This is a genomic window from Pontibacillus salipaludis (assembly GCF_014642405.1).
In the GTDB taxonomy this organism is placed as follows: Bacteria; Bacillota; Bacilli; order Bacillales; family BH030062; genus Pontibacillus; species Pontibacillus salipaludis.
In genome coordinates, this window is the sequence record NZ_BMIN01000006.1 from 151,395 (window position 1) to 174,565 (window position 23,171).

Annotated in this window: 22 protein-coding genes; all 22 read left to right on the forward strand. The window is 38.9% G+C overall.

The window, feature by feature from the left end; translation table 11 throughout:
- Window positions 1–113 precede the first annotated feature (113 nt).
- The 22 genes from hag to IEW76_RS08990 all read left to right on the forward strand — a co-directional run bounded on the left by hag (window position 114) and on the right by IEW76_RS08990 (window position 22,834).
- Complete coding sequence (gene hag / locus IEW76_RS08885) at window positions 114–929, forward strand: flagellin Hag (protein ID WP_188652958.1); 816 nt, start codon at window positions 114–116, stop codon at window positions 927–929.
- Between the two features lie 94 nt (window positions 930–1,023).
- Window positions 1,024–2,946, forward strand: coding sequence for a glycosyltransferase (locus IEW76_RS08890; RefSeq protein ID WP_188652961.1), 1,923 nt, complete (start codon window positions 1,024–1,026; stop codon window positions 2,944–2,946).
- A gap of 37 nt (window positions 2,947–2,983) precedes the next feature.
- A complete protein-coding gene (locus IEW76_RS08895; RefSeq protein WP_052114981.1) occupies window positions 2,984–3,907 on the forward strand; it encodes a glycosyltransferase family 2 protein in 924 nt (307 codons plus the stop codon).
- A gap of 218 nt (window positions 3,908–4,125) precedes the next feature.
- Window positions 4,126–5,235, forward strand: a complete 1,110-nt coding sequence (locus tag IEW76_RS08900) for a DegT/DnrJ/EryC1/StrS family aminotransferase (RefSeq protein WP_188652963.1) — start codon at window positions 4,126–4,128, stop codon at window positions 5,233–5,235.
- Between the two features lie 2 nt (window positions 5,236–5,237).
- Window positions 5,238–6,116, forward strand: coding sequence for a glucose-1-phosphate thymidylyltransferase RfbA (gene rfbA / locus IEW76_RS08905; RefSeq protein ID WP_188652965.1), 879 nt, complete (start codon window positions 5,238–5,240; stop codon window positions 6,114–6,116).
- A complete protein-coding gene (gene rfbB, locus IEW76_RS08910) occupies window positions 6,113–7,117 on the forward strand; it encodes a dTDP-glucose 4,6-dehydratase (RefSeq protein WP_229721177.1) in 1,005 nt (334 codons plus the stop codon). The genes rfbA and rfbB overlap by 4 nt, the downstream gene beginning before the upstream one ends.
- 60 nt (window positions 7,118–7,177) lie before the next feature.
- Window positions 7,178–7,741: an acyltransferase gene (locus IEW76_RS08915; RefSeq protein WP_188652969.1), complete on the forward strand. Its 564-nt coding sequence runs from the start codon at window positions 7,178–7,180 to the stop codon at window positions 7,739–7,741.
- A gap of 108 nt (window positions 7,742–7,849) precedes the next feature.
- Entirely contained in the window at window positions 7,850–8,203 is a 354-nt protein-coding gene (gene flaG, locus IEW76_RS08920; RefSeq protein ID WP_229721182.1) for a flagellar protein FlaG, read from the forward strand.
- Window positions 8,204–8,217: 14 nt separating this feature from the next.
- Window positions 8,218–9,771 (forward strand): flagellar hook-associated protein 2, encoded by a 1,554-nt coding sequence (locus IEW76_RS08925; RefSeq protein WP_188652973.1) that lies wholly within the window; start codon window positions 8,218–8,220, stop codon window positions 9,769–9,771.
- 22 nt (window positions 9,772–9,793) lie between these two features.
- On the forward strand, window positions 9,794–10,192 hold the full coding sequence (fliS, locus tag IEW76_RS08930; protein WP_188652975.1) for a flagellar export chaperone FliS: 399 nt from the start codon (window positions 9,794–9,796) through the stop codon (window positions 10,190–10,192).
- Window positions 10,192–10,545, forward strand: coding sequence for a flagellar protein FliT (gene fliT / locus IEW76_RS08935; RefSeq protein WP_188652977.1), 354 nt, complete (start codon window positions 10,192–10,194; stop codon window positions 10,543–10,545). Before fliS ends, fliT begins: the two co-directional genes overlap by 1 nt.
- An 8-nt stretch (window positions 10,546–10,553) precedes the next feature.
- Complete coding sequence (locus IEW76_RS08940; protein ID WP_188652979.1) at window positions 10,554–10,937, forward strand: DUF8042 domain-containing protein; 384 nt, start codon at window positions 10,554–10,556, stop codon at window positions 10,935–10,937.
- Between the two features lie 634 nt (window positions 10,938–11,571).
- The gene (gene hpf, locus IEW76_RS08945) at window positions 11,572–12,123 is read left to right on the forward strand and encodes a ribosome hibernation-promoting factor, HPF/YfiA family (RefSeq protein WP_036782956.1); all 552 of its coding nucleotides are present in this window, start codon (window positions 11,572–11,574) and stop codon (window positions 12,121–12,123) included.
- Window positions 12,124–12,608: 485 nt separating this feature from the next.
- Window positions 12,609–12,770, forward strand: coding sequence for a hypothetical protein (locus IEW76_RS08950; protein ID WP_156969129.1), 162 nt, complete (start codon window positions 12,609–12,611; stop codon window positions 12,768–12,770).
- Between the two features lie 327 nt (window positions 12,771–13,097).
- Window positions 13,098–15,617 carry a preprotein translocase subunit SecA gene (gene secA / locus IEW76_RS08955; protein ID WP_188652980.1) on the forward strand — a complete coding sequence of 840 codons (2,520 nt, stop codon included), beginning with the start codon at window positions 13,098–13,100 and terminating at the stop codon, window positions 15,615–15,617.
- A 77-nt stretch (window positions 15,618–15,694) separates the two neighbouring features.
- Window positions 15,695–16,796, forward strand: a protein-coding gene (gene prfB, locus IEW76_RS08960; protein ID WP_188652982.1) for a peptide chain release factor 2 whose coding sequence is annotated in 2 segments (ribosomal slippage) — window positions 15,695–15,766 and window positions 15,768–16,796 — 1,101 coding nt in all. Because the reading frame shifts where the segments join, the coding sequence is not laid out codon by codon here.
- Window positions 16,797–17,234: 438 nt separating this feature from the next.
- A complete protein-coding gene (locus tag IEW76_RS08965; protein ID WP_188653044.1) occupies window positions 17,235–18,098 on the forward strand; it encodes a YitT family protein in 864 nt (287 codons plus the stop codon).
- A 54-nt stretch (window positions 18,099–18,152) separates the two neighbouring features.
- Window positions 18,153–18,572, forward strand: coding sequence for a c-type cytochrome (locus IEW76_RS08970; RefSeq protein WP_188652984.1), 420 nt, complete (start codon window positions 18,153–18,155; stop codon window positions 18,570–18,572).
- A gap of 286 nt (window positions 18,573–18,858) precedes the next feature.
- Window positions 18,859–19,545 (forward strand): cell division ATP-binding protein FtsE, encoded by a 687-nt coding sequence (gene ftsE, locus IEW76_RS08975; RefSeq protein WP_036782944.1) that lies wholly within the window; start codon window positions 18,859–18,861, stop codon window positions 19,543–19,545.
- Window positions 19,535–20,428 (forward strand): permease-like cell division protein FtsX, encoded by an 894-nt coding sequence (gene ftsX / locus IEW76_RS08980; RefSeq protein WP_188652986.1) that lies wholly within the window; start codon window positions 19,535–19,537, stop codon window positions 20,426–20,428. The genes ftsE and ftsX overlap by 11 nt, the downstream gene beginning before the upstream one ends.
- Window positions 20,429–20,463: 35 nt before the next feature.
- Entirely contained in the window at window positions 20,464–21,891 is a 1,428-nt protein-coding gene (locus IEW76_RS08985; protein ID WP_188652988.1) for a murein hydrolase activator EnvC family protein, read from the forward strand.
- A 268-nt stretch (window positions 21,892–22,159) separates the two neighbouring features.
- On the forward strand, window positions 22,160–22,834 hold the full coding sequence (locus IEW76_RS08990) for a haloacid dehalogenase type II (protein ID WP_188652991.1): 675 nt from the start codon (window positions 22,160–22,162) through the stop codon (window positions 22,832–22,834).
- Window positions 22,835–23,171: the final 337 nt, after the last annotated feature.

Consider the following 23,171-nt stretch of genomic DNA (forward strand, 5'->3'; position numbering starts at 1 on the left):
GATAATAGATATAGAAGGTTAAGGAATTAAGGCGGCCGACTTTAGACTTTAGCCAAAATACTTAGTTAGTTTCACAGGGACGTGAAACTTTACATTCAAGGAGGAAATTAAAAATGAGAATTAATCACAATATTGCGGCGTTGAATACTTATCGTCAGCTTTCAAATGCTAACAATGCTTCTTCTAATTCAATGGAAAAGCTATCTTCTGGTCTACGTATCAATCGTGCAGGTGACGATGCTGCTGGTTTAAGTATTTCTGAAAAAATGAGAGGCCAAATTCGCGGATTAGATCAAGCGTCCCGTAACTCTCAAGATGGAATTTCGATGATTCAAACAGCTGAAGGTGCATTAAATGAAACACACTCTATTCTTCAGCGTATGAGAGAACTAGCAGTACAAGGTGGTAACGATACAAATGGAACTAAGGATCGTGCTGCCATTGAGTCAGAGTTAGATCAATTAGCGGATGAAATCACACGAATCTCTAATCAAACAGAGTTTAATAAGAAGAACCTACTAGATGGGAGTATGGATGCAACTCTACAAATAGGAGCAAATGATGGGCAGACTATAAATATTAGTATTGCTACTATGAGCGCTTCCGCACTAACAGTAGATGCGGGTAGTATATCAGTTGATACGGCTGCAAATGCAAGTGCTGCTCTTGATAAAATTGATACAGCAATTGAAGCAGTTTCATCAGAGCGTTCATCTCTAGGAGCATACCAAAACCGCCTAGAGCACACTATTAATAATCTTGATACATCTTCAGAGAACTTAACAGCCTCAGAGTCAAGAATCCGTGACGTTGATATGGCAAAAGAAATGATGAACCAAACCAAATCTTCTATCTTGTCTCAAGCATCACAAGCAATGTTGGCTAAAGCAAATCAACAGCCACAAGGAGTTCTGCAACTATTACGTTAAGTCTTATAAAATTGTATATTTAAAAAATAGTATCGCATTAGGATTGACTTTAATGCGATACTATTTTAATTCAACAAACATGAGGTGCATTGACATGTCGGAATCATTATTATCACTTTGTATGATCGTTAAAGATGAAGAATCTACATTGAATAGGTGTCTCCAAACTGTCCAGGGAATTGTGGATGAAATCGTAATAGTCGACACAGGTTCTTCGGATAGTACAAAAAGTATTGCTAATTTATATACAGAAAAGGTTCATAACTTTACTTGGAACAACAACTTTTCTCAAGCCAGGAATTATGCTGCATCAAAAGCTAAGGGGCAGTGGATTCTTGTAATAGATGCTGATGAATATGTGGATAGCCAAAACCTATTAGAATTGAAAGAAGAGCTATATCAAGCCTCAGCTGACAATTACATATATAAGGTTAATATTGTGAATTTCGCTGGAAATAATGGAGAAGAACTTATACAGCACCAGCATGGAAGAATTTATAGGAACATCGATTCAATAAAATTTGATAGGCCTATCCATGAGCAGCTAACCTTAAATGGAGAAGTAATTAATGGTAAAGAGTCTTCCTTGGTTATTTATCATTCAGGTTACATAAGTGATGTGGTGAAAAAGAAAAAAAAAGGAGTTAGAAATAAAGAGTTAATACAAAGAGAGTTAAAAAAGCAAAATGTTAATGCTTTTGATTATTTTAACTTGGGAAACGAATATAACATGATTGGTGAACATGAAGAAGCGTTAGCTTGCTATAGGAAAGCTTTTATTATGAAGAAAGATTTCTCTTATACATGGGTCCCATTTAACGTAGTACAACTTATTCATACTCTTATTTCTTTAAAAAGGTTCTCTGAAGCTCTAGATGTAATAATTGATGCTGAAGCTATCTGGGAGGATGCAATAGACTTCCAATATTTAAAAGGGCTGATCTATTTCCAACAGAATAGATATGAAGATTCGAAGAGCGTTCTTAAGCCTCTTTTAGAAAAAGAGGGTAAATATAATAAAGTATTAGTAAGCTTGAATTATAAGAATATTTATCCTTTAAATATTCTAGGTAACATAGCTGTAATAGAAGGTGAAGACAAAAAGGCTGTGAAATATTTTTCTGAGTCCTTACAACATAACAAGCATCAAAAAAATGTGCTAGTTGACTTAATTAGAATCCTCCTTATTTACCATAATGAGGAAGAGGTTGAAGGGTATATTGAAAAATTAAACATTAATGGAGACAAAAATCAATTATTGGAGACTATTAGATTACTATATTTGATACCGGCTCCTTCAATTGCTTACGACTTTTTTAAAAGGATAGAATTCCCTTTAGAAATAAATAAAGGGCTTAAAATAAAACAAAATCTTTTATCACAAAATATTAAGGCGTTAAAAGGCTCACTTTTACAACTATCTATAGAAGAATTGCAATTACTCATAAAAAAACAAGTTGTCGATATTTATGACATTTCTATTATTCTATATCAAATCCCCTCACTATATGAAGACATCACTAGTATGTTAGTTGGTGAACAAAGGTTTTTTGTAGATAAGATGCTATCGAGTTACATAGTCAAAAATGTATATATTCCCAACTATCTTGAATTGCTAGAGAGATGTATAAAATATAAATACTTCGATACGTTTGAACAATTATTAAAGAAACGAGATGATGAGAATTCAGCTCTGACTTTACATATTGGTCATTATTTATATCGTAATGACTTTAAACAACTAGCATTAGATTACTACTTACTAGTTCGAGATGAAGATAAGTTGGATGAGATTTCTATCATAAGGATTTGTGAGCGACTTATTGAGGGAGATCAGGTAGATAATGCTCTGCGCTTATTATTCTCTTTCTTAGAGAATGGTAGATCCGAATTTCTATTATATAAAAAATCAGTAGAATTGTTAGAATTAATTGGAGCAAATGAAGATAAAGGTAAAGTTGCTAGGGAAGGGTTAAAGGTTTATCCCCGAAGCAACTGGTTATTAAAGAATTCTTAAAGATTATCATCACACAGTAGGAAGGAAAACGAATGTTATGTTTGATTCAACTACAAAAAAACCGTTAGTTTCGATCGTTATACAAACATATAATCAAAAAGAGTACTTAGAACAGGCTATATTAAGCTGTCTTAGTCAAAACTATAATAATATAGAAATATTGGTGGCGGATGATTGTTCAACAGATGGAACAGATATTATGATGAACAAGTATAAAGATATGCATAATATTAGGTACATCCAAAGTGAAGTTAACTTAGGGGCAGGGGGGAATACGAAAGATTTATTGTATAATAAAGTAGACTCCAAATATGCGCTAATATTAAATCATGATGACTATCTGTTGAATGATGATTTCATTTCATTAGCTGTCGAACGTTTCTCTTCTAATCCTAACTTATCTTTTGTTTGGGCTAACTGTAAAGTCCTATACGAGAAGAGTGGAGAAACGAGAGATACTGACTTTGACATAAAAGAAGTCAGTAAAGGTGAAGATTATTTCCTAGGGTATGAATCCCCCTCATACCCCCACGTTACTGGGATACTAACTACCGTTTTTGATGTTGAGAAATTACGGGACTCTGGATTTGGAAACGAAAAAACTAAAAGTCAGGACACGTTTATACATCTAAATTTAATGCTACAAGGTGATGTGGGTTTCATTTCTGATGTTGCTGCTACTTACCGTGTGCATTCTCAAAGCCTTTCTTTTAATATGCCATTAGATCATGATAAAACAACTTTAGAAGAATTTAAGAACCTAAAAACGAAGGCAATGAGATACAAGAATATAGATGTTACTAAATTGGATATCTGGTTAAGTAATAGGGTGTTTTCGTACGTGTTTTGGAGGTTTACGACTTTGTGGAACCAAAATAACAAAAAAGAATCATTAAAGTTACTCATGGAGATAGCTGATGATTATCCGGAGGCTTATGAAAAAATCCTCAATAGTATATAGATTATATTTTTTAGGTACTTACAATATTAAAACTATTACAGTATACTAGAAAATTTATAATATTTATTAATACTATAATTAACAAGTGTCTGTATAGTGGGTTTATATAGCAACATCTTTTCTTTATACATACTAGTACATAGAAATAATCTAATTAACTTAATATATAAGTCAAAACGTAATAAAATTTTTGTCCTTGTTAACAAAGGAGATTATAAATGCCTGAGAAAAAGATAAATGTAACTAAACCATATCTCCCTCCTAAAAGAGAGTATGAAGAGTTACTAAATATAATTTGGGAAAACAATTGGCTAACTAATAATGGACCATTGGAAAATGAGTTAGAAGCAAGTTTAGCGGATTTCCTAGAGGTTAAAAATGTATCCCTTTTTTCAAATGGACATTCAGCTTTAGATATAGCGATTAAAGCACTTAGTTTATCTGGTGAGGTAATTACTACTCCATTTACTTTCCCATCCACTACACACGCCATAACATCAAATGGTCTTAAACCAGTTTTCTGTGATATTGAATTGACCTCTTTTAATATAGATATAACAAAGATAGAGGAATTAATTACAGAAAACACTTCAGCTATTATCCCTGTTCATGTATTTGGAAACCCTTGTGATGTGAACGCGATATATAATTTGGCGAAAAAATATGAATTAAAGGTTATTTATGATGCAGCACATGCATTTGGTGTCCGTGCCAATAATCAGAGTATTGCAAAATACGGTGATATAGCTATGTTTAGTTTACATGCTACCAAAGCGTTCCACTCTGTTGAAGGAGGGGTATTAACATATAAAGATAACAAATTAAAAAAACGTTTTGAGCAATTAAGAAATTTTGGGTTATCTAATGATGGCGATGCAGAGATGGTCGCGGGAAATGCAAAATTAAGTGAATTTCATGCTGCGATGGGAATTCTGAACCTAAAATATCTTGATAAGCAAATTAAATGCAGGAAAGAGATTGCTGATTACTATAATGATCATTTACAAGATTTAAAGGGCATAAGGTTAATACAGCCACATCAAAATCAACAAAACTATGCTTATTTCCCAATAATAGTAGACAGTTCTGAGTTCGGACTTACCAGAGATCAACTTAAAAGAAAACTAGAGAAGAACGGAATTAATGTAAGAAGATACTTTTATCCGTTAACTCCTAACTTAAGTTGTTATAACTATCACTCTAATCACTTAATCAATGCAACCTATGTTTCAAACAACATATTAACGCTACCTATTTATCCGAATATGAACATAAATGATGCGAAATATATTGTAGAAGTAATTAGAAGTGAAGAGCAAGGTGAATAAATATGAAGGGGATTATCTTAGCAGGTGGCTTAGGAACAAGGTTATACCCTCTGACTAAGTCAATATCTAAACAATTGTTACCGATATATGATAAACCGATGATCTATTACTCTTTATCAGTGTTAATGTTGGCAGGAATAAGAGAGGTGCTAATTATAACAACCTCAAGAGACATACAAATATATCGGGACTTATTGGGAGATGGGAGCCACTTAGGTATGTCATTTGATTATAAGGTTCAAGAAGAGCCAAATGGATTAGCCCAAGCATTTATTATTGGAGAGGACTTTATTGGTTCATCTTCAGTTGCATTAATATTAGGCGATAACTTATTTTACGGATCAGATTTTGGCAACAAGGTATATAATAGCGCGAAGCTTACAACAGGCTGTAAAATTTTTGGATGCTTTGTCAATGATCCAAAGAATTATGGTGTAGTCGAAGTGGATGATTCTAACAATGTTACTTCAATAGAAGAAAAACCAGAAGAACCTAAATCTTCCTTAGCGGTTCCTGGGTTATACTTCTTTGATAATAAGGTAGTGAAGATTGCTAAGCAAGTTCAACCTTCTAAAAGAGGGGAACTGGAAATAACATCAATAATTGAGGCATATATGAACTCAAGGGACTTAAAAATTGAGGTTTTAGGAAGAGGGCTGACTTGGCTGGATACTGGAACACATGAATCTTTATTAGAGGCATCAAATTTTGTGGAAACCGTTCAAAAACGACAAGGTTTATTCATCGCATGTTTAGAGGAGATCGCTTACAGACGTGGATATATAAATGAGAGAGATCTATACCACATTGCTCAACCAATATGCAGTACTGCCTATGGCCAATATTTACTGGATATCGTCCGAAAAGGTGGGAGACTTTGAAAATATTAATAACAGGTGGCGCAGGTTTTATAGGGACGAATTTTATAAGGTACTTAATTAGTAAATATAATTATACAATAGTTAACCTGGATAAATTAACTTACGCTGGTAATTTGAATAACCTGAAGGAAATTAAGGAAAATCTAAATTACAACTTCGTTGAAGGAGATATCACAGATCGTGGATTATTGCATGAGATATTCGAAAAATACTCTATAGAAGTTGTTATTAACTTTGCTGCCGAGTCACATGTAGATCGAAGCATTGAAGACCCCTCAAAATTTTTAAATACAAATACTTTAGGGACACAAGCCTTATTAGATACCTCTTTAAAGTTTTGGGGTGACCATCAAGGTGTTAATGGTTTTGGGAATCCTAATGTTAAATTTATTCAAATATCTACAGATGAGGTATATGGCACATTAGGTCGCGAGGGATTCTTTTCTGAAAACTCTCTTATTCAACCAAGCAGTCCTTATTCTGCATCTAAAGCTTCTGCTGATTTGTTAGTAAGCGCATATAATAAAACCTATGGTCTACCTATAAATATCACCAGATGTTCTAACAACTACGGCCCATATCAACTACCTGAAAAGCTAATTCCAATGATAATCCAACAAGCTCAAACTAAAAATAAAATCCCTATATACGGGGATGGGAAGCAAATTAGAGATTGGCTCCATGTAGATGACCATTGCCGAGCAATTGATAGAGTTTTACATAATGGGAGAATCGGAGAAACCTATAATATTGGTGGGAATAATGAAGAAAAAAATATTAATCTAGTTTATAAAATTTTAGATGAACTGAGAATAAAGGAAGACCTAGTAGAGTTTGTTAGTGATAGACCCGGGCACGATTATAGGTATGCAATTGATAATACTAAAATTAATCGTGAGCTAGGGTGGGAGCCTTCTTTTACATTTCAAGAAGGTCTAAAACATACAATAAATTGGTATCTTAATAATCAGGATTGGACTAAAGAACTTAAGTTTGATTAATTTTCTACTGAAATGTGTTAATGATCGAGAAATGAATTTAAAGTAAATGGAGTGGTTTACATGAGCTTTTATTCAAAAATAGAACTAGAAGAATTGGGCCTCAAGGAATTTGGGGAGAATGTACAAATCAGTAAAAAAGCAAGTATTTATAATGCAGAAAATATATCTATTGGTTCTAACGTAAGAATAGATGATTTCTGTCTTCTTTCAGGCAGTGGGGGGAGTATTAGCTTAGGTTCCTATATTCACGTTGCAGCGTACAGTGCGATATATGGAGGAGGGGGTGTAGTATTAAAAGATTTTTCAGGTTTAGCTTCACGTTGTGTGATTTACAGTACCAGTGATGACTACTCAGGGGCCTGTTTAACTAATCCAACCGTTCCAGATAAATACCTGAATATTCAAAGGGGCATTGTAATTTTAAATAAGCATGTACTAATCGGAACTAATTCAACTATATTCCCGGGTGTGGAAATAGGAGAAGGTTCAGCAGTAGGTGCACATAGTTTAGTAACGAAAAAACTAGAAGAGTGGGGCATATATTTCGGTTCACCTGCCAGAAAGCTAAAAAATAGAAAAAAGGATTTACTAGAGATGGAGAATGCTTTGTATCAAGGTTCTTAATGTTTCTATTCTCAGGTTATAAAATTAAACATCATAAACTTTACATTTCTCTTTTAAAGTCCGATATATCTAAAAAAGATGTTTGGAAGGAGCTGGCTGGAATTGAAAGTGGATGCCATTGCAAATGCAACCCTACTTTTTCAACGAGCTGAGTACACCAATGTGAACACTTTGACAAAGGATATAGTTAGAGTTAATGAATTCAAATCCTCCTATATTAATACAGAGGAATACTTAAAAAAGGATTGGACTAGAGAAGTTGTGCAAGAAATGAATGACTTCATAATGCCAATGCAAACAGAACTTAAATTTGTATTCCACGATAAGTTAGAGGAGTATTATGTAACGCTTATTAACCCAGAAACAAAAGAAGTTATTCAAGAAATTCCTCCTAAGAGATTATTAGATGTATATGCATCTATGGCGGAGTTTTTAGGATTTATAGTTGATCGTAAAATATAAGGTGGTGAATTTAGATGAGTGATATGCGTATTGGTGGATTAGCGACTGGAATGGATATCGATAAAATTGTCGGTGATTTAATGAAAGCTGAGCGAATCCCCCTTAATAAAATGGAACAAGAAAAGACCTGGCTTACTTGGCAAAGGGATGCATATAGGGACATGAATAGGAGTTTTGACCAGTTGGAAAGTATGGCTTCTGATATGAAGTTTTCAGACGTTTATAATACCAAAACAACATCTTCAAATATGGCAGATGCAGTTATTGCAACGGCAGATCCTTCAGCTAGCGGTGGAAGTTATACTATTAAGGTGAATAAATTGGCTTCGTCTGCAATTAATACTAGTCGTTCTTCTATTACAAATGATGGTGAAACGCTAGATTTGAACGCCTCCCTTGAAAGCCAACAATCTAAATTTAAGAACGGTATCAATTTAACGAATTTAAACTTCACACTTACTACATATAAAGAAGATGGTTCATCTAGTCCGATAGACTTTACAATTACTAAGGATATGTCAATAAATGATATTTTTGATAAAATTAACAATTCAGATGTAGGTGTGCGAGCCTTTTATGACAGACAAGCAGATAAAGTTGTTCTAGAACGTACCAAGACAGGAAACTTTAATACATCAGGGGAATACTTAGGGGCTGAAATTGGTTTTGATAGTGGTAATGCTGAAATCATTACGAACACATTCGGTATCCAAAATAAAGTAGATGATGGCAATGGAAACTGGATAAAAGCAGAATTAGGAGGAGAAGATGCAGAATTCACTTATAACAATGCTCTGACTATCAATTCCCACGAGAATTCTTATAAACTAAATGGGGTAAATTTCCAATTTAATGATACCACTAATGGCAAGAACGCTTCTATTAGTGTAAACAATAATATAGATCACGCTGTTGATAAAATTACTAAGTTTGTGGCTAAATATAACGAAATTGTAGAAAGCGCAAATATGCAAGTGAGCGAAAGGAAAAATCGCGACTATAAGCCCTTAACGGATAAAGAAAAGGAAGCGATGGAAGAAAAGGAGATAGAGCTTTGGGAAGCGCAAGCGAAAAAGGGGTTGCTCAGTAATGATTCAGCGATAGAGAGCACCTTGTTTTCGATGAGAAACGAGTGGTATGAAACCGTTGAAACTAGTGGAGCGTATAATAGAATTACTGATATCGGAATTGATACTTCTTCTAACTACCGTGATGGTGGAAAACTATTAATTAAAGAAAGCGATTTGAGAGCAGCTTTAAAAAATGATTCAGAATCTGTATACAAGCTATTTACTGGTGAAGGGAATACTAAAGGGATTACTCAAAAGCTTGAAGAGTCTCTTAGTAATGGAATAAAGCAGATTGAAGCAAAAGCTGGTAAATCTACAAGTATCAGCAACAATTTCAGAATTGGAAAAGAGCTTGATACGATAAAGGACGAGATGAGAGATTTTGAAAACCGCCTAAATCAAATAGAAGACCGCTATTGGTCACAATTCACAGCGATGGAGAAGGCGATACAAAAGATGAACTCACAATCTGCTCAATTAATGAGTCAGTTAGGCTAATAATAGGGAGGTGTATACTGAGATGTCTACACAAGCATATCAAGCATATCAAAACAATTCTGTGGAAACAGCGTCACCTGGTGAGCTAACGTTGATGCTGTATAATGGATCTTTAAAATTCATGAAACTCGCAAGAAAGGGCATTGAAGAAGAAAATATAGAGCTTCGCAATACAAATATCCAAAAAGCCCAAAAGATTGTGCAGGAACTTATGGTAACGATGAACCCTGACTATTCGATTACACGGGAAGTTATGCCACTATATGACTATGTGAACCGTCGTTTGATGGATGCGAATCTGATGAATGATGCTAATATTTTAGAAGAGGCATTTGAGATTATGACAGATTTCCGTGATACATGGAAAGAGGTTATAAAACAAACACGTCAGCAGCAGTTCGGTGCTGGTGGGAATGCTTAATGAGTCAACTTGACCAACTCCATGAGGTTACAGCAGAGCTCTATGAACACGTTCAGCAGCCCCCTAAATCGATAGAGCGTGAAGAGTTTATTAAGAAGTTATCCGAATTACTTGATAAAAGAGAGCAACTTATAAGCGATTTAGAAGGTCCCTATACAGATGAAGGACGTGAAAAGGGGCAGGAAATCATTAGAATGAACGACGTTGTGGACAAGCGCGTTTCTTTCCATATGAAGCAACTAAAAACAGAAATTGCTCATATGAAAAAGAGAAAAACATCAAATCAGAGATATATAAACCCTTATCAAAGTGTTTCCACATACGATGGTACATTTCTAGATAAGAAGAAGTAGATGATATTATGCCAGAACTAACAGAAGAAAAAGTACAATTCTTACAACAGTACGACCAGCTCCTTCACACCATGAGTGAAGGATTCGACTACATAGAAGAGAACCTGGACGAAGAAGCACCACCCGAAGTCAATCAAGTCTTCAGTGACCTCGTCCAAGCCATGCAACAGCTCCACCAAGGGAACCAACAACTCCCAGCCTTCATTGGCGACACAGAACAGCTGAAATACCAGATCGTCGACTTTCAAGAAATCGTCGAAATGATGTCAGAATGGTTCGAGAAACCAACAAACCTCGACAAGAAATCACTCATTAGTGGTAAAGTCGCCCCGAATTTTGAAAGCTGGAGACTATGTATGCACCAGCTATTGAAACCGTATATTCAACACTAAGATCCGTTACCTGCTTAGGTAGCGGGTTTCTTTTGTTAATAACTATTATAACGGCGGTTCCACTTAGTGTTTTATACGAATATAAGAGGAGAGTTTTCTGGCCGATTAACCTCTTCTACTATCGCGACGTTTCCTTTTAGATTAAATTTGGCAAGGTGGACCGGGAAACTGCGAGACTCCCGTGGGCAGAAGAGCCTAGGTGAGACCCCGGAGGACGGCTTGCTGGCTGAGGAGGCTCACCAGCTCCCCACAGGAAAGCGAGTGGTTTCCCGGTCCACCTTACACTCAATAATAGTAAAAGGAAAAGTTACTCCCCATATTATCGAGTGTCATAATATCTCCACAAAACGTTCACCAATTCGCCAAGCATAATACGTCTCAATCAAAATACTTCTGATGTATAATAAAAGTAAGGGAAGCCCTTACAAAAGCTGTTGTCGATTAAAGGTAAAAAAGTAAGAATCGGCGGTTTAACTAGCTCACATAAAGGGGAAGTATCCCTAATAAACCATCCTTATCCTATTTTCCAACAATTACTGACACAAAGTATTCGAAAAACTCTAAAAATTATAGCAGGTATTCTAGTAGTTGTGGTAGAATAAGTACACATAAGGATGAAAGGAGGACACTTTCTATGAAGTACAACATTCGTGGTGAAAATCTTGAGGTAACGGCGGCGATTAATGATTACGTCGAGAAGAAGATTGGTAAGTTAGGCCGTTACTTTGATGAGGAGCCTACATCAGAGGTACATGTCAATTTAAGTGTCTATAATGATGAGCAGCAAATCGAGGTTACGATTCCAATGAAAAATCTCTTACTCCGTGCTGAAGAACGGCACGTGGACTTATACGCTGCCATTGACCTTGTGGTAGGGAAGTTAGAAAGACAAATCCGCAAGCACAAAACAAAAATTAACCGTAAATTCCGCAACGAAGGCGCACCAAAATACGTTTTCGCGGAAATGGAAAAGAGCTCACAGCAAGCTGATCCTTATGATGATGAAGATATTGAAATTGTTAAAAACAAGAGATTTGATCTAAAACCAATGGACTCTGAAGAAGCCGTTCTCCAAATGGATATGCTAGGCCACAGCTTCTTCGTCTTCACAAACGCAGACACGAACAACACGAACGTAGTGTATCGTCGTCGCGACGGCAAATACGGTCTTATCGAACCAAATTAATAAAGAGTAAGAAAGAGCTGTCTCCTGACTAGGAGGCAGCTCTTTTTGTTTAAGGTTGGGTTAACGCCGGCCTTGTGGTGGGAAGTTTGGAATAATGTTAATTACAGCGTTTCCGTTCCTCTCATTAGGCGAAGGTGGTCCTGGAAATTGCGAGACTCCTGCGGGAGAGAGAGCTAGACGAGATCCCGCAGAGAGCGCAGCGAACGAGGAAGCTCGGCAGCTCGCCCGCGGAAAGCGAGTGATTTCCAGGACCACCTTACCCTCAATTTAAATAAACGGAAACATCGCACTTATCCTTTTTAAAAATTTCCTCACATTTCCTCGAAAAAGAACAGTTTTTAGCCCGCAGCTTACCAAAATTAAAAAACTGCAACCAGAAACCCTAATTTACCGGGATTCTTCCTTGCAGTTTTTCAATTTCTGTAGTTGGCCCTCTTAAAAGCTATCATGGTATAAATTAGGTAACGATGAAAGGAGGCGTGCCTATGAAGAAAGATGAGCTTTCCTATACTGAACTGTATCACAAAGTTAAAAAGCAGGAAGAGCTGATCACGCAGCTATTAGAGATCCTCGCTGTAACCAATCGAAAAGTCAGCGAACTGGATCAACGACAGCGTCGCGTCGAGCTTCATCACCTTCAAGTCTAAAACCCCGTTTTTGCCTACTCACCTCACTCGCACGATTCCTCGCAAGTTCCTCACTTAAAAGGACAGCTCATCCCCGGGCTGTTCTTTTCTTCATTATAGGGTATAGTAGTCCAGCTCCGGCGCCTACCACCTCGAGGTCTTAAGGCAAAATGGGCTATAAGTGAAAAGCAACTTATAGCCCGTTTCGCCTTAAGCTTATCGGTGGTGAGCAAGGCGCCTGCGCTTCCTGATAGTAAGTTGTCACTTCCTACCTAAAAGTGTTATGATTATTGTCAGATCTAACTAATAATTAAGTAACGGATTTCTATAAATAGGGGAGCGTTATACATGCGTGCTTTGCTGAAAAAAGTATTTGGAGACGATAACTCACGACAGCTGAAGAAGATGCAGCGAGTTGTTGATCAGATTGAATCTTTAGAACCTCAATATGAAAAGTATTCAGATGAGGATCTTCGTGCGAAAACAGAAGAATTTAAAGAGCGTTATCAAAAAGGTGAAGATCTTGATGATATTTTACCAGATGCCTACGCGGTCGTTCGTGAAGGAGCGAAACGTGTATTAGGATTGCGCCCTTACCCAGTTCAGTTATCAGGTGCAGTGGCCCTTCATGAAGGGAACATTGCAGAAATGAAAACGGGTGAAGGTAAAACGCTAGCCTCTGCACTACCAGCCTATTTAAACGCCATCACAGGAAAAGGCGTTCACATTATCACCGTCAACGATTACTTGGCGACACGTGACTCTAGTGAAATGGGTCAACTCCACGAATTCCTTGGTCTAACGGTCGGATTAAATTTAAACGGCATGTCGAAGGAAGAGAAGAAAGAAGCTTATCTTGCCGATATTACGTATGGTACGAACAACGAATTTGGTTTCGATTACCTGCGTGACAATATGGTGTTATATAAAGAACAAATGGTCCAGCGCCCGCTTCACTTCGCGATCATTGACGAAGTGGACTCCATCTTAATTGATGAAGCGCGTACGCCACTTATTATCTCAGGTTCTGCGCAAAAGTCTGCGAACCTTTATCATCAGGCAGACCAATACGTGCGTACCCTTACTCAAGAAGAGGACTATACGTATGACGAGAAGACAAAAGGCGTTCAGCTAACAGAACAAGGGATTAACAAGGCAGAACGATTCTTTAATATCGAAAACTTGTATGACCTTCCGAACGTTTCGATTACTCACCACATTAACCAGGCTTTAAAAGCTCATACGTCTATGCTTCGTGACCAGGACTACGTGGTGCAGGAAGAAGAAGTTGTGATCGTTGACCAATTTACGGGTCGCTTAATGAAAGGTCGTAGCTACAGCGATGGTTTACACCAGGCGATTGAGGCGAAAGAAGGCCTTCAAATCCGTAATGAAAGCCAGACACTTGCAACGATTACGTTCCAGAACTACTTCCGTATGTACGATAAGATCTCTGGTATGACAGGTACAGCGAAAACGGAAGAAGAAGAGTTCCGCAACATTTATAATATGAACGTTGTTGTCATCCCTACGAACAAGCCAATTGCTCGTGACGACAAAGCAGACATGATTTATAAATCAACCGATGCGAAGTTCTTAGCTGTCGTTGAAGATATTAAAGAGCGCTATGATAAAGGACAGCCTGTTCTAGTCGGTACCGTTGCGGTTGAAACGTCTGAGCTTATCTCAAATTACTTGAAGAAAGCGAAGATTCCGCACAACGTCCTAAACGCGAAGAACCACTTCCGTGAGGCTGAAATTATTGAGAACGCAGGTCAAAAAGGCGCCATCACGATTGCGACGAATATGGCCGGACGTGGTACAGACATCAAGCTTGGCGATGGTGTTCGTGAGCTTGGTGGATTAGCTGTAATGGGTACAGAACGTCACGAATCACGTCGTATTGATAACCAGCTTCGTGGTCGTTCCGGACGTCAGGGTGATCCTGGTGTATCTCAGTTCTACTTAGCGATGGAAGACGAACTGATGCGTCGCTTTGGTTCTGATAACATGCGCAGTATGATGGATCGTCTCGGCATGGATGACTCTCAGCCAATTGAGAGTAAAATGGTTTCTCGTGCGGTTGAATCGGCGCAAAAACGCGTTGAGGGTAATAACTTCGATGCTCGTAAAACGCTTCTTGCTTATGACGATGTGCTTCGCCAGCAGCGTGAAGTTATTTACAAGCAGCGCTTTGACGTTTTAACATCTGATAACTTGCGTGAGATCATTGAAGAAATGATGAAATCAACAGTTGAGCGTCAAGTCGGCCTCCATACTCAAGATGAGATGGATGAAAACTGGGAGCTTGATGCGCTTGTCACGTATCTTAACGCCAATATCCTTGAAGAAGGCGATGTTTCAGCGGCTGACCTGAATGGGAAAGATCCTGAAGAGATGATCGAACTCATTATGGAAAAAGTGAAGGAACGTTATGATAAGAAAGAAGAAGAATTAACGCCTGAACAAATGCGTGAGTTTGAGAAAGTTATCCTTCTTCGTACAGTTGATACGAAGTGGATGGATCACATCGATCAGATGGATCAGCTGCGCCAGGGTATTCACCTGCGTGCTTATGGTCAGAACGATCCGTTACGCGAGTATCAGTTCGAAGGATTTGCGATGTTTGAGAAGATGATCGCGGCTATTGAAGAAGAAGTTTCAAAATACGTGATGAAAGCTCAAATTCGTGAGAACCTGCAGCGTCAGGAAGTAGCTAAAGGAGCACAGGCTGTTTCAGGCGGCCAGGACGAACAACAACAAAAAGAGAAGAAACGTAAACCTGTTGTGAAAACGGACCATGTGAAGCGCAATGACCCTTGTCCTTGCGGTAGCGGTAAGAAATACAAGAACTGTCACGGTCAGTAATAGGTGAGGGCACGCTCTTTTCGAAGAGGGTGTCTTCCCTATTTATAGTGGTTTTTAAAATTAGATGAGGTGATGTCATGGAACTAGTAGATATTAAGCAAGAGATTGACAAAATGGCTAATCGTTTAGCGGACTTCAGGGGGTCTCTTTGACCTCGATACAAAGAAAGAGCGCATTGCTGAACTAGAAGAGCAAATGTCTGACCCGAGCTTCTGGGATGACCAAGATACGGCTCAAAAGGTAATCGGCGAAGTAAACGGCTTAAAAGGCTATGTTCACACGTTTGAAGAACACGTTGAATCCTTAGAAAACCTTGAGGTATCCTACGAGCTTGTCAAAGAAGAAAACGACGAAGAGCTTGCTGAAGAGCTTGAGGAAGACATGAAAAAGCTAGTTGAAGCGCTCAATGAATTTGAACTGCAAATGCTTCTTAGTGAACCATATGATAAGAACAACGCGATCCTTGAACTGCACCCTGGTGCTGGTGGTACAGAGTCTCAGGACTGGGCAAGCATGCTCCTTCGCATGTACACACGCTGGGCTGAAGAGCGTGGCTTTAAGGTTGAAACAATGGACTATCTTCCAGGTGAAGAAGCTGGTGTGAAAAGCGTAACGCTAAATATCCAAGGTCATAACGCTTATGGCTACCTGAAAGCGGAAAAAGGGGTTCACCGTCTTGTCCGTATTTCCCCGTTCGACTCAGGAGGCCGGCGTCACACATCCTTCACGTCTTGTGAAGTGATGCCAGAGTTTAATGATGAGATTGATATTGAAGTGCGCTCAGAAGACCTTAAAGTAGATACGTACCGTGCAAGTGGTGCCGGCGGTCAGCACGTTAACACTACAGACTCCGCTGTCCGTATTACACACACGCCAACGAATACGATCGTTACGTGTCAGTCTGAACGTTCTCAGATCAAAAACCGCGAACAAGCTATGAAGATGCTGAAGTCGAAATTGTATCAACAAGAAATCGAACGTCAGCAACGTGAGCTTGACGAGATCCGCGGAGAACAAAAAGAAATCGGTTGGGGAAGTCAGATTCGTTCCTACGTCTTCCACCCATATTCTATGGTAAAAGACCACCGAACAAATAAAGAAGTCGGAAACGTACAAGGTGTGATGGACGGAGACCTAGACCCATTCATCGACGCCTACCTGCGCTCCCTCATCAACTAATAAACAAAAAGCCTGCCCACCCGGCAGGCTTTTTTGCGCTTTAGAGCATAGAAGCGTGCCAGACACCGAGTGATGCACTAAAGCACTAAAGCGTGCCAGACACCGAGTGATGCACTAAAGCACCAAAGCGTGCCAGACACCAAGCGTTGCTCTAAAGCATTAAAGAGTGCCTGGCACCCTGCATTCCTTTACCGCGCTAATACGTTATTTCGGTGTCGTTTACACCTTTAGGGTTTGGTGCTATACTCCATAACGGACTTTTACGAAAATAAATACATATGTGAGTGAACTAGTCCTTAAATGCACACAATCAAAGAAAGGACGATTAGGTTCGCTTTCACACTTTACTGTAACAGCGAGTGCCAGACACTCTTTACTCTGTTAAAGGGTGTCTGGCACTGTGTGGTGTGCTAAAGGAAAGGGGTTTTTGGGGATATGATGAAGAAGTATCGAAGAGAGCCGATGCCAGCGTGGCTACGGCATATTATTGAGTATACGTTAGTGATTGTGGGGTCAGCCTTTGTGGCGACCGCGTTTAATATTTTCCTACTACCGAATGAAATCGCTTCTGGTGGTGTGGCTGGAATCAGTACCATAACGAAAGGGTTATTTGGCTGGGATCCGGCTTATGTGCAGTGGGCCCTTAATATTCCGTTATTTATATTAGGCGTCATTATTCTTGGTAAGAACTTTGGGGCTAAATCATTGGTTGGGACCCTTGCGTTGCCGTTTTTCGTTAAGCTGACAAGTGGAATTGACCCAGCTACAGAGAATGCACTCCTTGCCGCAATATTCGGAGGTATGGGTGTTGGAATCGGATTAGGTATTGTGTTCAGAGGCCGTGCTTCCACTGGTGGAATAGACCTTATTGCTCAAGTCATTCATAAGTACACCCACATTCCGCTAGGACTTTGTGTAGCCATGGTAGATGGGTTAATTGTTACAACCGCAGCCATTGTGTTCGACATTGAAAAAGGTCTATTTGCTCTTATCGGGTTATTTGCTACTTCCCGCACAATCGACCTTGTCCAGGTGGGGTTAAATCGTTCAAAAAATGTCATGATTATTTCGAATGAATTAGAAGAAGTGAGGCAAGCTATTATCAAGGAAATTGATCGTGGTGTAACCGTGTTAAACGGTAAGGGCGGTTATACGAATGAAGATCGCCATATCATCATGGTCGTGGTGGAGCAGAGTGAATTCACCAAATTGACACAAACCGTTAAGAGTATTGACCCCTCAGCTTTTGTGATTGCAATGGATGCGGCTGAGGTACTTGGGGAGGGTTTTAAAACTTCCTGAATTGGTTATAATATCCTTGATGGAAACTACACTACTTCGTTAGGGGGAAGTAACATGAAAAGTAAACTGTTAGCCCTGTTATTCGGATCCGCTCTTGTACTTAGTGCATGTGGTGGCGGTGGAGATGATGGTGGAGAAGATGCCACTACTGACAATGGCGAAGACACACAAACAGAAGAAGGTACAAACGGTGACACAGGTACAGATGGTGGCGAAAGCACTGAAGGCGAAGGTGGCGGTGAAGGCGCAGTAGATACTGCAGCTGCTGAGAAGATTTATAAGCAAACATGTGCTGGATGTCATGCAAACGACCTATCTGGTCAAGTAGGACCATCTCTTCAAACGATTGGATCGAAGCTAGACAAGAGCCAGATCGCAGATATTATTAAGAATGGTCAAGGCGGTATGCCAGCTCAGAACCTGAGTGAGGAAGAGACAAATACCGTTTCAGCTTGGTTAGCGTCTAAGAAATAAGGACTCATTTACCCGAACATATGTAATGAAAAAGCCCAAAGTACACAGTACTTTGGGCTTTTTTCTTGTGGATCTTCCAATATGGTGACAAATTTCTTGCACTTCCCTAACAGATTTCAAAATATGACAACATTTGAAATGAAAATGTAATAAAAATATGTCTAAAAAAATAGAAAATAGATGTTATAATGATTAGGACAAAAGACGAAGTGAATTTTAGAAGTTTAGACAGAATATGGACAAACAGACAATCAAGATTAATCATACATGTACAGGTGGTTTGCTAATGATTGAAATGAAAGACGTGTCGAAAACATATCCGAATGGGGTTTCTGCTCTTAATGAAGTGAACCTCTCAATTGAACAAGGTGAGTTCGTTTATGTCGTTGGACCAAGTGGTGCAGGAAAATCAACACTTGTCGGCATGATGTATAGAGAAGAAAAGGCTACTGGCGGCTCCATTTCGATTAATGGAGTTTATTTAAATAAAATGAAAGAACGTAAGATTCCACACTTAAGAAGAGATATCGGCGTTGTATACCAAGACTTTAAATTGCTTCCGAGATTAACAGTCTATGAAAATATTGCTTTTGCATTAGAAGTAATTGAAGAAACACCAAAGAATATCCGTCGCCGTGTTATGGAAGTCCTCGATCTTGTAAATCTCAAACACAAAGCTCGTCATATTCCTGATGAGTTATCCGGTGGTGAACAACAGCGAGTTTCTATTGCGAGAGCCATTGTGAATCATCCAAAGACGGTAATTGCAGATGAGCCAACAGGAAACCTGGACCCGGAAACGTCTTGGGAGATTATGAGGATTTTCGAAGAAATCAATGCACGTGGAACAACCGTTATTATGGCAACACACAGCAAAGACATCGTAAATACCATGAAGAAGCGTGTAATAGCAGTCGAAAATGGTCGAATTGTGCGCGATGAGCATCGAGGTGAATACGGTTATGAAGCTTAGAACGGTAGGTAGGCATATACGTGAAGGCGGAAAGAACATCTACCGAAATGGATGGATGACAGTAGCGTCCATTGGTGCTGTAACGACGACTCTACTATTAGTCGGGATCTTCGTTGCACTGATGTTGAACTTAAATCAGATGGCGAATAATGTTGAAGACGACGTAGAAATTAGAGTTCTTGTTGATTTAACAGCCCAAGAAGATGACATTCAAAAAATTGAAGCAAAGATTAGAGATATCACTGAAATATCAAGTCTCGACTTCTCTTCTAAGGAAGAAGAGCTTGAGAGCCTGATGGAGACTATGGGCGAAGACGGCAAGCAATGGGAGTTATTTGAACAAGATAACCCTCTTAATGATGTCTTTGTAGTAAAGACAGCTGATCCTATTGATACATTTGATGTTGCAGACGAAATTGCTACGTTTGATAACGTCGACGAAGTTACATACGGGCAACAAGTAGTTGAGAAATTGTTGAAATTCACCAAATACGCGCGTTACATTGGGATCGGACTTATTGTAGGTTTAGTATTTACAGCTATATTCCTCATCTCAAACACGATTAAACTTACCATTACAGCAAGAAGTAAAGAAATAGGCATTATGAAACTCGTTGGAGCAACGAACAGCTTTATTCGTTGGCCGTTCTTTATAGAAGGCATGTTACTCGGAATCCTAGGATCACTCATTCCGATTGGAGTAACCTTAGGAGCCTATTATTATGTCTATAACAACTTAAGAGAGAAGATAAACTTCTCATTTGTGGAGATTATTCCATTCGATCCACTAGCATGGCAATTAGCATTAATCTTACTTGCGATCGGAGCGTTCATTGGCGTATGGGGAAGCGTAATGAGTGTTCGCAAGTTCCTAAAAGTATAAATTAGCACTTAGACAGGGAAGGGGAAAGGCGGAATATGAGAAAGATAGTAAGCATGTTTTCGATCTTTGCACTTTTATTAGCAGGAACGTTTGCAGGTTCTGCTGAGAAAGTGATGGCGAAATCTTCTGCAGAATTACAACAAGAAATCAATGAGTTGAAAAAGAAGCAAGATGAGTTAGATAAAGAACGAGCAAACGCGCTTGAAAATAAAGATGAAACAGAATCCGAGCTTAGTGAAAATATTGAGAAACAAGAAAAAATCGATGCACAAATGAAAGATCTTGACCAAAAAGTTTCTAATACGGCAAGTGACATTAGCTCAAAAGAAGAACAAATCTCTAAAACAAATAACGAAATCGAACAAACTGAAAAAGAAATTAAACAGCTTAAAAAAGAGATTAAAGAATTAATTGCAAGCATTGCACAACGTGAGCAGCTTTTAAAAGATCGCCTTCGTACCCTTCAAAAAAATGGTGGAGACATCAGTTATTTAGAAGTGATTATGGAATCAAAAGACTTCGGTGATTTCTTAAATCGAACATCAGCTGTAAATAAGATCATGGGCCAGGACCAAAAGATCTTAGATACGCATCAGTCTGAGAAAAAGGCTTTAGAAGAAAAGAAAGTCGAAGTAGAAGACAAGAAGAAGCAGCTTGAAACGAAGAAGTCCAACTTAGAAGATCAGAAGAAGCAGTTAGAATCTCTTAAAGCTCAGCTAGACGAGCAGTTATCACAAAAGCGTGAGCTAATGGAAAGTTTAGAGCAAAAAGAACAAGAGCTTCACGATAAGAAAATGGAATTCTCAGAGCAAGCTGAAATCCTTCAAGGCCAAGCAGCAGCGATTAAAGCTGAACGCCAACGCACTCAACAGTCTAAGCAAGAAGCAGAAGAGCGTGAAGCAGCGGCAGCACTTGCAGCAAAGAAGAAGAGAGAAGCAGAACAAAAAGCAGAACGTGAAGCACAAAGCAACAACTCTTCTAGCAATAACTCAAGTAGCTCTGGCAGCTCATCAAGCAGCAGTAACAATGTGAGCCCAGCACCGGCACCATCTGCTCCAAGTACAAGCGGATTTATTCGCCCGGCAGCTGGACCTGTTACATCTACTTTCGGTCCGCGTTGGGGAACCCAACACCCTGGTATTGACTTAGGTAGCGCAGGAGCTTCAAACCCAATTAAAGCAGTAGCTTCAGGGACGGTTATTAAATCCTACTATTCTTCAAGTTACGGAAACGTTGTATTCCTTTCGCACTTAAAAGGAGGACAGGTTTACACAACGGTATATGCACACATGCAAAACCGTACCGTTTCAAGTGGACAATCTGTTCAACAAGGTCAAGTTCTTGGTGAAATGGGGAACACTGGGTACTCAACCGGGAAACACCTACACTTTGAACTCCACGTTGGTCCATGGAACGCTTCGAAGACCAATGCTGTAAATCCATCAAGCTACATTAACTTTTAATTAAACAAAAAGTTCAAGTAAGAGCTACACCTCACGAGGTGTGGCTCTTATTTTTATATGGCTATATATAATCCAGTTTCCTAATCCTAAAGCTAGCTTTATAAATCTTCTATCAAAGGTTTGTAAAACATTACGAAAAGGTTATGAGGTTCAGGTAAAGGGTAATGAGTGGGAGGAGACTTTTATTGGAGAGATTACAAGGCGCGAGATAATCCAATACTTATAAACAGGAACGTCTAACACTAGCACCAGAAAGGATGAAGCCACAATGACGACACCGATTAAAGCTTTTATATTTGATGTATACGGCACCCTCTTTGACGTACATACCGTGAAGGAGAAATGTGAAGAATTTTTCCCGGAAAAAGGTGAAGCAATAAGTCAGTCCTGGAGGCAGAAGCAGCTTGAATATTTCTTCTTATATCAGGTCATGGGTAAATATCGCCGATTTCCTGTTGTTACGATGAATGCTCTTCATTATGCGGTGAAGAAACATGGTGAGGAGATCACGCAAGAACAAAGCGACGCACTTATGGATGCCTACTTGCATCTAGATCATTATGAAGAGGTGGAAGAGGTGCTTGGAAAACTTGAGAACTATGAGCGCGTAGTTTTCTCAAACGGCACCCCTGAAACGCTTACTCCTCTACTTGAACATGCAGGCTTAACGGATTATATTGATGATGTATTAAGTGTAGATGGAATTAAACAGTTTAAGCCTTCTCAGGATTCATACTTGTATGCTTTAGATCAACTTGGCGTGAAGCGAGAAGAAGTCCTTTTCATGTCTTCTAATGGGTGGGATATTTCAGGTGCGAAAAACTTCGGTTTCCAAACCGCTTGGATTAATCGCAACCGTTTACCAGTCGAAGAGCTTAACCTAGAACCAGATAAGATTTATGAGGACTTAAACGGCATCTTGGAATGGACAGAAAATAATTAAGACGTAAGGACCGACATTCACCTTTATAGGAATGTCGGTCCTATTATGTAGGCTCTGTTAATGTTTAGTGTTGATTGTGTTCCATATAAGCCCCCTTATATGGAAGACTCGAAGTTGAGAGAATGCCTCCGTTTTCCCAAATTGAGAATGAGGTGGTTCGGGAAATCACTCGCGTTCCCCAGACACCCCACCCACTCAATAAACGTAACCTCCCAACTCACAATAAAGCGTCTCAGCTTCGAGCCTTCAACAATCCTGACCTATTCTTGAACAAGATTGTTATAAAGAATAACAACAGCAAACTTTAACAGAGCCATTATGTAAAAGGTGTATCATT

Excerpts from the sequence above, each read along its gene's own strand:
- rfbA (WP_188652965.1), top strand. The coding sequence starts at position 5,238 with ATGAAGGGGATTATCTTAGCAGGTGGCTTAGGAACAAGGTTATACCCT.
- IEW76_RS08940 (WP_188652979.1), top strand. The coding sequence starts at position 10,554 with ATGCCAGAACTAACAGAAGAAAAAGTACAATTCTTACAACAGTACGAC.
- IEW76_RS08990 (WP_188652991.1), top strand. The coding sequence starts at position 22,160 with ATGACGACACCGATTAAAGCTTTTATATTTGATGTATACGGCACCCTC.
- IEW76_RS08895 (WP_052114981.1), top strand. The coding sequence starts at position 2,984 with ATGTTTGATTCAACTACAAAAAAACCGTTAGTTTCGATCGTTATACAA.
- IEW76_RS08890 (WP_188652961.1), top strand. The coding sequence starts at position 1,024 with ATGTCGGAATCATTATTATCACTTTGTATGATCGTTAAAGATGAAGAA.
- IEW76_RS08965 (WP_188653044.1), top strand. The coding sequence starts at position 17,235 with ATGAAGAAGTATCGAAGAGAGCCGATGCCAGCGTGGCTACGGCATATT.
- fliT (WP_188652977.1), top strand. The coding sequence starts at position 10,192 with ATGAGTCAACTTGACCAACTCCATGAGGTTACAGCAGAGCTCTATGAA.
- IEW76_RS08950 (WP_156969129.1), top strand. The coding sequence starts at position 12,609 with ATGAAGAAAGATGAGCTTTCCTATACTGAACTGTATCACAAAGTTAAA.
- ftsE (WP_036782944.1), top strand. The coding sequence starts at position 18,859 with ATGATTGAAATGAAAGACGTGTCGAAAACATATCCGAATGGGGTTTCT.
- secA (WP_188652980.1), top strand. The coding sequence starts at position 13,098 with ATGCGTGCTTTGCTGAAAAAAGTATTTGGAGACGATAACTCACGACAG.
- hag (WP_188652958.1), top strand. The coding sequence starts at position 114 with ATGAGAATTAATCACAATATTGCGGCGTTGAATACTTATCGTCAGCTT.
- ftsX (WP_188652986.1), top strand. The coding sequence starts at position 19,535 with ATGAAGCTTAGAACGGTAGGTAGGCATATACGTGAAGGCGGAAAGAAC.
- IEW76_RS08915 (WP_188652969.1), top strand. The coding sequence starts at position 7,178 with ATGAGCTTTTATTCAAAAATAGAACTAGAAGAATTGGGCCTCAAGGAA.
- IEW76_RS08925 (WP_188652973.1), top strand. The coding sequence starts at position 8,218 with ATGAGTGATATGCGTATTGGTGGATTAGCGACTGGAATGGATATCGAT.
- IEW76_RS08970 (WP_188652984.1), top strand. The coding sequence starts at position 18,153 with ATGAAAAGTAAACTGTTAGCCCTGTTATTCGGATCCGCTCTTGTACTT.
- IEW76_RS08985 (WP_188652988.1), top strand. The coding sequence starts at position 20,464 with ATGAGAAAGATAGTAAGCATGTTTTCGATCTTTGCACTTTTATTAGCA.
- hpf (WP_036782956.1), top strand. The coding sequence starts at position 11,572 with ATGAAGTACAACATTCGTGGTGAAAATCTTGAGGTAACGGCGGCGATT.
- fliS (WP_188652975.1), top strand. The coding sequence starts at position 9,794 with ATGTCTACACAAGCATATCAAGCATATCAAAACAATTCTGTGGAAACA.
- IEW76_RS08900 (WP_188652963.1), top strand. The coding sequence starts at position 4,126 with ATGCCTGAGAAAAAGATAAATGTAACTAAACCATATCTCCCTCCTAAA.